The organism is Sporotomaculum syntrophicum, from assembly GCF_009932395.1.
Taxonomy (GTDB): domain Bacteria; phylum Bacillota; class Desulfotomaculia; order Desulfotomaculales; family Desulfallaceae; genus Sporotomaculum; species Sporotomaculum syntrophicum.
Window position 1 is genome coordinate 408,712 of record NZ_LSRS01000003.1, and the last position, 13,213, is coordinate 421,924.

13 protein-coding genes are annotated in these 13,213 nt (G+C 41.3%); 7 read left to right on the forward strand and 6 right to left on the reverse strand.

Annotated elements, in window-relative coordinates; genetic code table 11:
* From SPSYN_RS06965 to SPSYN_RS06975, 3 genes are all read left to right on the forward strand, one after another.
* A partial coding sequence (locus tag SPSYN_RS06965) for an ABC transporter permease (protein WP_161821762.1) occupies window positions 1-730 on the forward strand: 730 nt, incomplete at its 5' end.
* Between the two features lie 458 nt (window positions 731-1,188).
* Entirely contained in the window at window positions 1,189-1,653 is a 465-nt protein-coding gene (locus SPSYN_RS06970; RefSeq protein WP_161821763.1) for a Thoeris anti-defense Tad2 family protein, read from the forward strand.
* A gap of 718 nt (window positions 1,654-2,371) precedes the next feature.
* A complete protein-coding gene (locus tag SPSYN_RS06975) occupies window positions 2,372-2,608 on the forward strand; it encodes a hypothetical protein (RefSeq protein WP_202623752.1) in 237 nt (78 codons plus the stop codon).
* Here the strand turns inward: SPSYN_RS06975 and SPSYN_RS06980 are convergent.
* Window positions 2,573-3,079: a hypothetical protein gene (locus SPSYN_RS06980; protein WP_161821764.1), complete on the reverse strand. Its 507-nt coding sequence runs from the start codon at window positions 3,077-3,079 to the stop codon at window positions 2,573-2,575. The genes SPSYN_RS06975 and SPSYN_RS06980 overlap by 36 nt on opposite strands.
* A 159-nt stretch (window positions 3,080-3,238) precedes the next feature.
* A complete protein-coding gene (locus SPSYN_RS06985) occupies window positions 3,239-4,696 on the reverse strand; it encodes an MBL fold metallo-hydrolase (protein WP_161821765.1) in 1,458 nt (485 codons plus the stop codon).
* A gap of 357 nt (window positions 4,697-5,053) precedes the next feature.
* Here SPSYN_RS06985 and SPSYN_RS06990 point away from each other — a divergent pair, with 357 nt between their 5' ends.
* The 4 genes from SPSYN_RS06990 (at window position 5,054) to SPSYN_RS07005 (ending at window position 8,744) form a co-directional block, all read left to right on the forward strand.
* Window positions 5,054-6,028: a DUF3231 family protein gene (locus SPSYN_RS06990; RefSeq protein ID WP_161821766.1), complete on the forward strand. Its 975-nt coding sequence runs from the start codon at window positions 5,054-5,056 to the stop codon at window positions 6,026-6,028.
* 29 nt (window positions 6,029-6,057) lie between these two features.
* A complete protein-coding gene (locus tag SPSYN_RS06995; protein ID WP_161821767.1) occupies window positions 6,058-7,026 on the forward strand; it encodes a DUF3231 family protein in 969 nt (322 codons plus the stop codon).
* A 332-nt stretch (window positions 7,027-7,358) separates the two neighbouring features.
* Window positions 7,359-8,132, forward strand: a complete 774-nt coding sequence (locus SPSYN_RS07000; protein WP_161821768.1) for a stalk domain-containing protein — start codon at window positions 7,359-7,361, stop codon at window positions 8,130-8,132.
* A gap of 66 nt (window positions 8,133-8,198) precedes the next feature.
* Window positions 8,199-8,744: a hypothetical protein gene (locus SPSYN_RS07005; protein WP_161821769.1), complete on the forward strand. Its 546-nt coding sequence runs from the start codon at window positions 8,199-8,201 to the stop codon at window positions 8,742-8,744.
* A 618-nt stretch (window positions 8,745-9,362) separates the two neighbouring features.
* On the opposite strand, the gene SPSYN_RS07010 is transcribed toward SPSYN_RS07005, so the two are convergent.
* From SPSYN_RS07010 to SPSYN_RS07025, 4 genes are all read right to left on the reverse strand, one after another.
* Window positions 9,363-10,286, reverse strand: coding sequence for a ketopantoate reductase family protein (locus tag SPSYN_RS07010; protein WP_161821770.1), 924 nt, complete (start codon window positions 10,284-10,286; stop codon window positions 9,363-9,365).
* A 275-nt stretch (window positions 10,287-10,561) separates the two neighbouring features.
* Window positions 10,562-11,350, reverse strand: a complete 789-nt coding sequence (locus SPSYN_RS07015; protein ID WP_161821771.1) for an arsenite methyltransferase — start codon at window positions 11,348-11,350, stop codon at window positions 10,562-10,564.
* A 512-nt stretch (window positions 11,351-11,862) separates the two neighbouring features.
* Window positions 11,863-12,186, reverse strand: coding sequence for a CC/Se motif family (seleno)protein (locus SPSYN_RS07020; RefSeq protein WP_161821772.1), 324 nt, complete (start codon window positions 12,184-12,186; stop codon window positions 11,863-11,865).
* A gap of 178 nt (window positions 12,187-12,364) precedes the next feature.
* Complete coding sequence (locus tag SPSYN_RS07025; protein WP_161821773.1) at window positions 12,365-13,138, reverse strand: hypothetical protein; 774 nt, start codon at window positions 13,136-13,138, stop codon at window positions 12,365-12,367.
* Between the last annotated feature and the right edge of the window lie 75 nt (window positions 13,139-13,213).

Below are 13,213 nucleotides of genomic sequence, written 5' to 3' on the forward strand. Positions count from 1 at the left end.
GGACGAGGCACTGGCCGACGAAATTATCGGCCGCTCCGAACCCGTGGGTAACATAATAAGGATCGGCAGCACACCATTTAAGGTAGTGGGCGTGGTGGCTAAAGGCGACTCCATATTGGGCTTTTCAGAAGAGCCCAGGGTGTTCATCCCCAGTCGATCCTGGCAGAACATGTTCGGCACATATATAAACAGCCTGGAAGGAAGTGCTGTTTCCAGGGAAAAGGTGCAGGAAACCATGATGCAGGCCGTAAAGGTACTGGAACGGCGGCATCGCAGTTCCGCCCAATACGTTAGTTACAGCATGGAGCAGGAAATGCAGTCGGCCAACCAAGTAACCGGCATTATGACCCTGATTATCGGCGCCATCGCCGGCATATCGCTTTTAGTGGGCGGCATTGGGGTAATGAACATTATGCTGGTCTCCGTCACTGAGCGCACCAGGGAAATCGGTATTCGCATGGCCGTGGGGGCCAGGCGCAAGGATATATTGACTCAGTTTCTTATTGAGTCGGTAGTACTCTGCTTGATCGGGGGCATAATCGGCATGCTGCTCGGTGTTGGGGGAGCCTTTCTGATTGCCAAGTTGGCCAATTGGCCGCCCCTGGTATCCTGGTGGACTATGTTGATCGCCTTCACCTTCTCCGCTGCCGTCGGCATTATTTTCGGCATACTCCCCGCCAACAAAGCAGCCAAGATGAACCCCATCGAAGCATTGCGGAGGGATACATAAGATTACCCTACACCATTATAAGGTGTTTCATCTTCGAGAAAAAACAAACTGACCGACGGAATTGAACAGTTTGACAGTCAAAGGTGAACACTTTCATCCCGAAAAGGCTGTACAATAGTGTAAGCCCTCATCAGCCGAAATATATGCCGAATGGTTAATGCTGGTGTTCAACTTTCAGGCAAAAGTGTTCAGTTTAAACATCGAAAATAGCTGAATTTTATCGAAATTATGTTAAAATGGTTGACAGTTAAAATAGGCTGTCTATAATTATAACCATAAGGAGCAAATTGTAGAATTAGGGTATGATAGAGTCCATGGGCAGTTGCATACGTACGTCTCGATAATCAAATACTAATAATGTTGTATTTTATAAAAACAACAACCTGTAACCATTAGCGGGCGGTAATTGCTTTTGTAATCTAAAATCAAAATTTATTAATCAGGAGGGATAATTGGTTATGGAAAAATACACAGGCGTAAAGTTAGTTGAAGCGGAGCCAATGAGTTTAAAAGAAGCAGAACAAAAATTAAACCTGACATTAAAGCCCACTAACGAAGCCGGGTATATAGTTAAGTATCCGGATGGTTTCGACACCTGGATGCCAAAGTGGGAGTTCGAGCAGACATTTTTCAAGTTGGCAAACCAAACCTTTGCGTTGGCTCTTGATGCTATATTGCATGGAGAAAAGGTAGTCCGCACTAGTTGGAACACTAAAGAAGAGTGGTTAGAGCTTATAACCTCAGTACAGGGTAATTCTGCTGATCTTGAAAAGTCGGATACTCCCAGTGTTTTACCGTTTATCGGCAAGAGAGTGTCACCATATCGCTTTGTTCCTTGGACACCTAACATGGACGAATTACTTGCCAAGGACTGGACGATACTTAAACTGCCGAAAAAGGGTAAACAACCAGGAAGTCACTAGGTTTTCTGAATTTAACTGTTATAAATGTACTATTGAACCTCCATACAATAGCTTAGCCAGTTTGCCAGGCCACTGCCCCGGATTTTATCTACATACCGCTCGCTGTACCGTACCTTAGCTTAACATGCAGTTTAGCCGTTGCTCCAGAGTTTCTCTAAGGTAAGATATTTTAACACCGGCTACTTGGTATCACTGGGATAACACCAGGTGGGTTCAAACAAACTAATAAATCTTCTCACTAACCGAGCTTCATTACCGTCTGATGCATTAGCTAAGATATTTTTTATGTTGGTGTAATTTCTTAAGGTAGCAACGACAGCTTTTTTATCAAGTACCATTAGTTGGCTGAATGCTTTGTTTTGTTCTAAAAGGATTTATTTATGGCAAAGCATGTTACAGTACAGGCTGTTTTATACAAAAATAATAGAGCCAGGCGATTACTGCTTGGCTCTATTCTTCATTTTTCACTTCAGCAAAAGTTATAAAAGCTCACAGGCAATCTTCTCATTTTATAACCGCTAAAGAGCAAATAAAGGTTCTACTGGATGAGAAACCCACTGATATCCTGGATGGAGAACTGATAGTACAGGTTTTAAAGGAGCTAGATTAATGATACCGCCAGATGAAATGGTTTTTATTGCCGGCTTACAGCAGGATAAATTAGCCTGAATAGTGAATAAGCGCTTCATTATATTTTTGTTATAGGAGGTATTTTATCATGGAATATAGTGAGGTATTAAAATACCTGGCTCCCTGTGGTCTTGATTGCATGAGATGCGCCGATTGTGAGCAGGGAGAAATCAAACAACTAAGTTCAAGGCTTAATCAACTGCTTGGTAATTATAAGCCGGTAGCCAAAATGAAAACAGATAAACAACCTGTTTTCAACGATTACGCTCTGTTCAATGAAATCCTAACTTTATTTACCTGTATTCCTTTTCCCCCACGGCTTTAAAACAGAAACAAACACTACCACAACCAGCAGCGCCACCTGCAGGAAACCAAAATATTGGTTCATTTGGCTAAAGTATAAATAGGTAGCATCTTTTATCGCCTCTACTCGTTGGATATCGGCAATGCTTGTAGCCCCGTTTACCCATGGCCCCAGGAAGAAGGTGCCGAAGAGTATTTGGGCTATAGTCATGAACCATTTGAAAATTACCCAGTAGAATCTTGTAAATCCCCAGTTAGTGAAAAGTGAGAAAAGTAAACCGGTTAATAAAGTTCCCATGGCCGCGGGTATCACGATGAAATCGTCGATTAACTTAATCGCGGCATTAACTGCGTATAATTCGTCACCATTGGTGATTTGCTGTTTGGCAAACCCGAGCAGCACCATACTGATGCCCGCTCCAATCCAGGTACAGACCAAAAAGATGTGTAAACCCTTTAGCCAGGCTCTTCCTTTCAAGCTCAACTGTTTCATGTCGGTTATTCCTTTCCTGCCTCGAGCGCTATAGGCAAGTAAGCATATGGATACATTACTTAATATAACTGTCAAAACAATAATATAACTTAAAATAAGAAAAATCAACCAAGTTTATAATGCCAGGGACAACCCGCTCTGTATAATAAACATTTTATCTCACCTCGGATACCTTGATACAAGCTTCCCGCTAGAGTCATACAGAGCGCCAGGGTCACCATCATTATTCCATATATTCTCTGTTGTCCAAACAAGAACACCTGAGCCCGCAGTGGCATTGGGGCCTGTTGTTATTTTAATAGTTTCCCCGGGTGCCAATGTTGTACCCGACGGGAATGTGAATTCCTGATTGCCTTTTTCACTGACGAGCCTCCACCCGGAGATATTAACTGCAGCTTCGCTATTATTCTTAATGGTTGTTATTTCAGTTTTTAGATCAATGCATGCAATAGCTACGCCAGAACTTGGACTGGTTGCAGATGGACTAATGTTTGTTGATGATGCCGGTTTTGGGTTTATTGTCCCTGTATTTGCAGTACGTACTTTAACCTCTGATGGCTTTTTATTAAAGGTTACTGTGTTGGCGTCACTGGTGGCGATAATGGTACCCTGTTGGTCCGTGCGAAATACATCAATGCCGGCAGTTGCTAAATCATATAGAATCTCTGAATGCGGGTGACCATAATCGTTATCTTTACCTACACAGATTACAGCGTATTTTGGAGAGACTGCCTTCAGGAACGCAGGTGAAGTAGAGCTTGAGCTCCCATGATGTCCCACTTTTAAAACGTTAGCTTTAAGGTTATAACCGGCACGGAGCATTTCAGCTTCAGATACGTTTTCTGCATCACCGGTGAATATGAAGCTGGTATTTCCAAATGATAGCCTCAACACTGCGCTATAATTGTTAAGTTCTTCGTAGCCGGTACTATTTGGTGCAAGTAGTTCTGCTGTCACTTCCATGCCTACATCGAGCTTTAGGCCACCCTTCGCTTCCGTGACTTTTAACCCTTTATTCTTAATTGCTATAAGGAGATCTTCGTAGGTCTTTGTGGTGTGGGTAACTCTAGGCAAATATACTTTACCGACTTTAAAGTTCTTGACAGCAGCATCAAGGCCCCCTATGTGATCCTCGTGAGGATGGGTTCCAATTACATGGTCAAGCTTTTTAACGCCATTTTTCTTTAAATATTTTACTACCAGGTTACCGTCACTGTTATTGCCAGCATCTATCAATATATTATGACCAGAAGGTAATTGTATTAAAATAGCGTCTGCCTGGCCAACGTCAATGAAGTGTACTTTGAGAGTACCGGTTGCTTTATTGTTAACTTGTTTATCATTATTACCGGTTTGGCTTTGATTTTTTTGTTGATTTAAATCCTGTTGTTCCTTTGTTGTATTTAGCCCTGAATTACTTGAAATTGTCTCACTTGTTGGTTGGTTAGTTGTACTACAACCAGCCATGATACCAATTGTAGAAATTAAAATAAGTGCTGCTAAGGCATAAATTAAAAATTTACTTGCTTGTACGGCTCTACGAATTAAGTGATAGCCTGCAGTAAATATGAGAATCATACATGACAGGGCAGAGATTGCCAGTATAACGTCAGCCATTAATGTATCATCCCTTTCATCACTTAACAGTTGTTACTTAGCCAAGACACGATTTGATCCCACATAATATATATTCCTCATCTATAATCATTTTACTACGTACCTTAAGGATAACCCTTTATGATATCTAATAAATTTGATAATCTTACTTTAACCATTGTCTACATTTTTATCTTTCCTTTTAACCTCGAAACTAAAGGATAATAAATTCACACCTGTAATTACTTCCATAAAATCGATTCCTTTGTATTCAATTATTTTTTGCCCTCAATACTGGGTGTTGGCGTACTCATAAGATTAACTTTTTCGGGAACTATATACAATGAACTTAGATATATTTTTCCTGGAGGCATCTTAATGAACTTTTTAAAAAGCGCCGGGCAAACAGAAGCACTAAAACTAGATGTTCATGAGGCATATACTCTTTGGCGGGCTTATACCGATAGAAATGCCTCTATACATCACCTGAGCATGTTAAAATATTACATTCACGATGCTGATTTTAATGTTTATTTAACCAAAATACTCAGGGATTTAAAAAAGGAAAGTAATACCCTGGAGCAACTATTACAAAAATACTCTATTGCAGGTCCTGAACCGGCTGTAGATAAGCATAAAGCCGCTGGCAATGCTCAATTAGAACTAGATCAGGAAGTAGCTCAAGTGCTCAATCGGTTTATCAGGTTGGACGTTAATTTAATGGCCTTTAGTTTAAAATTTACACCTACCAATGATGATATTTGGTCATTCATGGTTGAGCTTGCTAAATCCGCAATAAATAGGATTGACAATCTTGTAATATATATGAAACTAAAAAACTGGCTTTACATGCCCCCGCTATATCCCCATGTGCCGCCGGATAACCATGAGCAGGTTGCAATCAATTCAATTACTGTACTATGGGACCAACTGGTTTACAGATATCATAATCTCCGGCAAACACAGTTTTTTTCAACCTTTGCATCTGATGCAGATTTAATAATCCTATTAAAAACGGGTATTGGAATCCTACAAAAGCAAATTAAAGCATTAGAAGATAAGATGGTATATTATGGAGTAAGCTTACCCAAGCATTATCCCAATGTCACTGTTAATATAAAAGACAAAAGTATCATAGATGATAAATTTATACTTAATATAATTAGAGTAGGCATGCGAGATGCATTGGCACTGCATGCATCATCCATTCAGGAGATCATCGTTAATGATAAGTTAAGAAAATTTTTCATCGACATGACCTTAAGTGAAATTGATTATTTAAGTAAATTTACCATATACGGAAAGGTCAAAGGTTGGGTATTTCCAACCCCGGTATTATTGGGAGTGAAATAATATTTATAAAAATCCTTGGGGGAATTAAAATGATCTTTGGGAAAAACTCCAGGCAAGTGGAATCATTAAAACTAGATACTAATGAGGCCTATACCCTCTGGCGGGCATATACAGATATGAATCTCACCATAGGCCACATGAGTTTAATAAAAAATTTTATTCACGATGCTGATTTTGTAGTTTATTTATCAAAAACTATTGAGGATTTAAAGAAGGAATGCCATACTATAGAGAAACTCATGCAAAAATACTCGATAGCCGCCCCTGAACCGGCTGTAGATAACAATAAAACCTCGGGCAATTCTGAAGTATTAACCGATCGAAATGCAGCTGAGGTATTATATCGATTTATAAGGCTGGATGTTAATTTAATGGCTTTGAGTTTAAAATATCCACCTACCAATGATGATATTTGGTCCTTTATGGTCGGTCTTACTAAATCGGCCTTATATAGGATTGACAGTCTTATAAAATATATGAAGCTAAAAAACTGGGTTAACGAGCCACCGTTGTATCCTTATGTGCCGCCGGATAATCATGAGCAGGTCGCTACCAATGAAATTGCCCTTTTGTGGGAGCATCTGATTTATAGGTATCATAGTATTAGACAGATACAGAATTTTTTAGCATTTGCTTCAGATCCCGATTTAATAACGTTATTGAAAATGATTATTGGATTAATGCAGGGAAATATTAATACGTTAGAAGATAAGCTGGTATATTATGGAGTAAGTTTGCCCAAGCATTATTCCAATATTATTGTTAATGTTGAAGATAAAACTATAGTGCCTGATAGATACTTGTTAAGCAGTATACTTCAGGTGATGAGAAATGCTATAGTTCTGCACGTCTCACTCATTCAGGAGGTCATTGTTAATGATAAGTTAAGGAAGTTTTTTATTGACCTGTCCTTAAGTGAAATCGACGATTTGGGCAAAATAACCAAGTACGGAAAGGTTAAAGGTTGGGTATTCACAACCCCCATTTATAAAGTATAAAATGAACTGGGCTTAAATACTTAATGACTTCAATGATAATGGGAAAGGTACCGAGTTTACTCTAAGCAAACAATGTTATTTATCACCAAACGGATAAAAGATCCCTAGCTTGAGCTTATACAATATTAATGAGCTTTTGTACCTATTATGCATGTTTTTTTGGCTTTACTCCATAATATGGTGTTGTATAATATTAGTAAGCAGGCTTTGAAGATACATATGGCTTTAAATTTAAGGGAGGTGAAAAATTGAATACAGTTTAACAACTCCATATCTTAATTAATTGTCTGGTTCTTCTTTAAATATTTATATTCAAGAAAGGGGGTTAATACATGAGGTTGAAAAAACACCTCCAAGTATTATTTTTTTTTAGCTTAATATTCTGTATACCATTCTTTATAACTTCAAAGGTTGATGCCGCACCACCTCCTGCCGCTCCTTCTGACCTTATTGCAATTGCAACCTCCGCAAACTCAATTTACCTAACCTGGCAAGATAACTCAGGAGCTGACAATCCCGAAGCCTGCTTCATGATTTACAGGGGTGAGCACCCTGGTGGATCCACAACTTATTTAACTTCGGTTAAAAGAGATTTTAATGAATTTACGGTCACAGACCTTTCACCTAACCAAACTTATTACTTCTCTGTTAAAGCTTATAGCGATTGGGGCAGTTCTGAAGCTTCTAACGAAGCCAACGCAACTACCTCACCTCCTTTTGCCAATCTAATAAGCTTACAGATAGGGAGCCCGGATATGTTGGTTAACGGCAAGCAACAGAAAATCGATCCTGGTAGGAACACCACCCCCATGGTAATAGATGGAAGGTCAATGGTACCTATTAAAAGCATCATTGAAGCTATGGGCGGTGAAGTTGCTTGGGACAGTGTTGAGCAAAAAGTCTCCGTGAAGCTAAAAGACAGTAATGTGGAGGTTTGGATTGGCAGTAATAAAGCCAAAGTTAACGGACTTAATGCAATAACTGATACCGCACCCAGTGTTATCAATGGCCGCACCATGCTGCCTTTAAGGTTTATCTCAGAGAACCTGGGTAGTGATGTAAAGTATAATAGCTCAACTCAAAAGGTAACCATTATCCAACGATAATATATGCGGTTGATATAATCTAGGCCAGGTTACTAACTGGCGAAAATACAAACGGGGGGGGGTAAGATGAACATCAAAAAAATTATTTATTATACATTTTCGCTGCTTTTATTACTGCTACTGACTGGAGGCTGCAGTAACTCAGAAAAAACTTCTGCACCAGTAAATAACTCCGAAAAAATTGCTGATGAAAAGAAATTATATGATCCAAGAGAACTTGTAACCAAGGAAGATGCAGAAGTTGCTCTGGGGGAACCCGCTAGAGAACCTGAATATCGGGAAAACCAAATGGGAGGAAAACTTTGCGTATATTATCCCGTAAAAGAATCCCTAGGTAAGTTTATCCAAATATCTGTCTCGCAGGATGAAGGTTTTACATCTGAACTACAATCACAAAAATACACTGCTGCAAAACTGTATATGGATACTAAGGCTGGCCTTGACCAAGTGCAAACTATATCTGGTATAGGGGACGATGCGTTTTGGGGTCCTCTCGGCCTTCACATCTTAAAAGAAAATGTTTATATAACTATCGCGGTGGGTAACACCAATAACCCAGAGAATTTGGAAATAGCCAAAACCTTAGCAATCACTGCTCTAAATAAACTTTAACTTATTGATTAAATAATTCCTATGTTGGACCAAGGAGCACCGTCATAGCAACGGTACTCCTTGGAAAATAGAAGTTAGCCAAAGTTTGTAATAGAACCTGTGAGGTGAAGATGATGGAGAAAAGAAACCGAGGTTGAACTGTATGCTGCACCATTTACATATGATACGGGCTGAACGATGCTCCCCATCGATTTGTTGTCACTTTTAGATTTACCATGGTAACGCAGCCCGCCAATTAGTAGATGATAAGTATTCACCATTCTGCTTAACACGATTAAAACCTGTACATTACGTAATTAACCGTATAAAGGATTAGAGCCAGTATTAATAATCTCAAAGTGATTTGTTTTATTCTTTTATCTTTCCTAACAGTGCCAATGAGCATGCCTATTATTGCAGCGATAACTAAAGCAAAAATTAATATACCCATAATTTATGTCTCCTTTTAATTCAAAACTTATCACAAAACCGCTGCATAAGCCACCTGCTAGCAAGCCGTTGCTGAAAAACACATCTGAGCCCACTGAAGCGTTGCCTAACTTATGATACCTGTCATCCACTCTCAATTGAACTGTTTAGTTCTCACACTTAATTTGCAGGGCGGTCAGGCTTTAACAACTAAATTGGCAAGGCGGTAAAGCCGAATTTGGCCGCAATCATGGCGTAGGTGGGTACAGGCACGCCGTGCTGCCTGCCCAGGCGGACCACCTCAAAGACAAGCCCGTCTATTTCGGAAGGCCTGTCTTGTTTGATATCCCTCTGCATGGAGGTGGTAAAGTTAGGTGCGGAGTTGTCCAGGCTTTTCAGATTAGTGGCCAGGAGGTCCACTGTAAAGTGGATGTCCATTGCCCTGGCCAGTGACTCAATCTCCCGGACCAGCGCTATAAAGGTGTCCCTCTCCTGCCCTGCCCGCTGGGCTGCGCCGGCTTCCGTATCGTAATAGATGCCGCAGGCGCCCATGGGTGACACAAGGGAGAATTTTTGCAGCGCGTCTCTCTTGATGTCGTCCGATACGATAGCCCTAATGCCGCAGTCCCGCAGGTCTGCTGCCACTTGTTCCAGTACCGGCCGGTACTCCTCAGGTTTTCTCACACCGAAGACCACTCGGAAGATATCTCCGTTGTGCATAATCGTACCGGGCTCTTTTATCTCGGCGGCGATATAAATACAGCCGTCGGTCACCAGTAATCCGGGCAGTTGTTCCTGCAGCTTATTTCCTGTGCCGAAGATATTCAGCAGCGGTATGACCACCGTATCAGAATGAGCCACTCTTTTGATAAAAGGGACGGTCGCTTCCAGGTCATAGCCCTTGACGCAGACGAATACCACATCCGGCTGCTGATGGTAGTGCTCCATATCCCGGGCCTTAATCGGGTAGACGGTGTAGTTGCCTTTAAGGGTGGTTTCCATTTTCAGGCCGTTACTTTGCATCGCCGCCAGGTGCTTTCCCCTGGCGATCAGGGTGACATCCTTACCCGCTTCTGTCATAAAGGCTCCGATACTGCCTCCTGTGCCGCCGGCTCCGATGATTATGTATTTCATTTATGCCATTCGCTCCTTGTCTCTTCATTCATAAGTATGAATGGGGCGACAATTAAATTGCCTTCTTATATTAGTTTATCATTTCCCGGTTGGGCTGGGAATAGGTTAGCAGAACCGGTAATGCCCGGTATGAGCGGAAGTTGGTGGTGCAGGTTCTTGGCCACATAACGGAGGATGTTGTGATTTTACTGGTTATGCTGCAATGCCCGGGTGACTGTTCCATATAACCGTCACCCGGGCTAACCAACCTTTCAATGCAGATGTTCATGGCTTGATTATTTAATGGCTTCAATGATATAAGAAGCAATATAATCTTCGTAATGCATACCCGGTGCCCATGACCGGACAATCTCCTTACTGTTATCCTTGGGGGCCATTTTAATCTCGGTAAAGCCGGCCTTTTGCAGCATGGCTTTGATATCTTCAGCCAGCTCTGCGCCGCCGATACAGCAGGCGTTCAAGGCCAGGTTCTGTTTGACCTCCTCAGGCAATGGCGCGATAGCCACCACATCGGAAATGGATAGCCTGCCACCGGGCTTGAGCACCCGGTAAGCATCATTAAAGACCAGTTGTTTATCCGGGGATAGGTTGATTACACAGTTGGAGATGATTACATCCACGCTGGCGTCGGCGACAGGTAAGTGTTCGATTTCTCCCAACCTGAACTCTACATTGGCATAGCCGTTTTTTTGAGCATTTCTTCTGGCTAGCTTAATCATATCCGGGGTCATGTCAATCCCGATGACATGGCCGGTTTCACCCACCTGCATTCTGGCCAGGAAACAATCAAAGCCTCCGCCGCTGCCCAGGTCAACCACTGTTTCCCCTTCTTTAAGCGCCGCGATAGCAATCGGGTTGCCACAGCCTAAGCCCATGTTAGCTTCCTCCGGCACATTGGCCAAATCGGCTTCGGTATACCCGATTCGCAGAGATGCTTCAGTGACATCCAGCGGCACCGGGCTGCAGCCGCTATTACCGCTGCAGCAGTTTCCCTCGGCCCCATTTACTGCAATGGCTGCATAATTTTTACGAATAAATTCTCTGACGGCTTCCTTATCTTCCATTTAAATCACCTTCCATCTTTTTGTTGCATTTAAGCTTTTCAACTATTAAGACGCAGGCTTAAGAAAAAGGACGCAAATTCGTACGTTTTTTTTCACAGTATCTGCAGTCACTGCATTTACGTTCATAATCTATTGTATTCATAAATCCGTTATAAAAAGAAAATTACATGTTTAAGTATTCACATTCTGCATTTCCAGGGCGTATAGTATATTTGTATATGTTTACGCAAAATTAACTTATTGAGGAAGTGCAACCCCCATGTTTAACCTTAGTCTGCCGGGTATATAAAGAACATTTAATCCCCACTTTGTTATCAGGGCGGGGATTATTGTGTAGTAATTTAAAGTTATTGCTTTTTACATTGCTAATTAACAAATAAATGCTGTTTGAGCTTTACAGCGCAGTCTGGGTAGAACCATAATACTAAAAACCTGAGTATTGTGGTACCCAGGTTGTATTCACTATGGCTTAACTGCCGCACTAGTCTACTCTCCTGTCCTCCAATTATAGCTTAGGTAATCCTGTGAACCTGCAGAGTTGGATATCCTTCCCTGTTATCAAGGATGATCTTAATTGTTTGCGCTGAGCCGAAATACCCTTTAGGAGTGTAAATTGTAATACCTTCAAACATAAATTTATTATAATTTTCAGGAACCAGTGGGAAGCCTAGATGCACGGCAGGCGCATTGAGAAAACCGCCACAGCCAATCACTATGGGTTCAAATTCCACGATAATGCATCCGTATCCGGCAAGAATATAAGCCTTAGCGTCTTCCGAAATATCAAAATTGACGGCAATAGGCAAATCACCAAGCGCCGATGCACTTATAGACATTTTAACCATCCTCCCTATATAATTTTCAATAGCAACCCTTTTCAACGAAAACCCGTAATAACATAAATTCACATACAATACCTGCAGTCAAGCTATAAATTACTTTGCTGTTGAGCTTCCATCAGTTAAGCGCAATTGTTTACTAAGCTCCCTACGAGAGCTATTCGTCACATTTTCCTCACCCTGATCCCTGCTTTGGTTCCGGTGTCGGAGGTTCCGGTTTGGGGTCGGCATCGTTTTGTGCTGGATCTTGTTGCGGAGGGTCTGTATTTGTTGGTTCATTAACTACTTGACCAGTAGAGTCGGAACTTTGCTCCTCTACCGGTATTACAACAGCAGGCTGTTGATTAGTTTTTTCTGTAGATGCATTATTATCCGTTTTCACCGTTTGATTTGTCTGAGGTGCTTGTACTTTACCAATAGTACCAGTCTCAATATTATTTAGGCCAGTGTTTTCTGTCGTGTTATTGCTATGAATTTCCTTTATTGTTGCATCCGCTGGAGTTGTTTCTTCCCCCACAGCTGCCGGCACTGTTAGCTTACCTTCCGTCTTACTGTGTGCAGGCTGCGCATAAAATATCATTGGCCATGTATACCATAAAGCAACTATTAGTATAGCCGGCAAAACAGCCACAGGTGTTTTCCACCAGGCCACGGCAGCAAGCAATGCGAAACCCGCCGCTGCTATACAATATATACAGGGTATAATCTCATTACTTTGCCAGTCCCAAATTATGTAAATAACTAAAAACAGATGCACCAGCACAGCAAACCACAATAAAAGCGATGTTCTACGGTGGCTAATTAAAACAGCAATAGCACAAACTGTATAAAAAGCAATACCGATATAAGCTAAATTATTACCCCTTTCATATGCTGCTATGATAGCCCCGGCTAGTGCCGCAATTACGACTAACTTCTTTACCAGCATCAGGAGTTTATTATTTTCCACATCAATTCCCCCACACATCTAATTTACTACTGGATTAATTACTAACTTAGTTTCTGTCCACCGGGGTCCATCTGG

Bases quoted from the DNA above. Each gene is read 5' to 3' on its own strand.
- SPSYN_RS06970 (WP_161821763.1), top strand. From the start codon at position 1,189: ATGGAAAAATACACAGGCGTAAAGTTAGTTGAAGCGGAGCCAATGAGT.
- SPSYN_RS06975 (WP_202623752.1), top strand. From the start codon at position 2,372: ATGGAATATAGTGAGGTATTAAAATACCTGGCTCCCTGTGGTCTTGAT.
- SPSYN_RS06980 (WP_161821764.1), bottom strand. From the start codon at position 3,079: ATGAAACAGTTGAGCTTGAAAGGAAGAGCCTGGCTAAAGGGTTTACAC.
- SPSYN_RS06985 (WP_161821765.1), bottom strand. From the start codon at position 4,696: ATGGCTGACGTTATACTGGCAATCTCTGCCCTGTCATGTATGATTCTC.
- SPSYN_RS06990 (WP_161821766.1), top strand. From the start codon at position 5,054: ATGAACTTTTTAAAAAGCGCCGGGCAAACAGAAGCACTAAAACTAGAT.
- SPSYN_RS06995 (WP_161821767.1), top strand. From the start codon at position 6,058: ATGATCTTTGGGAAAAACTCCAGGCAAGTGGAATCATTAAAACTAGAT.
- SPSYN_RS07000 (WP_161821768.1), top strand. From the start codon at position 7,359: ATGAGGTTGAAAAAACACCTCCAAGTATTATTTTTTTTTAGCTTAATA.
- SPSYN_RS07005 (WP_161821769.1), top strand. From the start codon at position 8,199: ATGAACATCAAAAAAATTATTTATTATACATTTTCGCTGCTTTTATTA.
- SPSYN_RS07010 (WP_161821770.1), bottom strand. From the start codon at position 10,286: ATGAAATACATAATCATCGGAGCCGGCGGCACAGGAGGCAGTATCGGA.
- SPSYN_RS07015 (WP_161821771.1), bottom strand. From the start codon at position 11,350: ATGGAAGATAAGGAAGCCGTCAGAGAATTTATTCGTAAAAATTATGCA.
- SPSYN_RS07020 (WP_161821772.1), bottom strand. From the start codon at position 12,186: ATGTCTATAAGTGCATCGGCGCTTGGTGATTTGCCTATTGCCGTCAAT.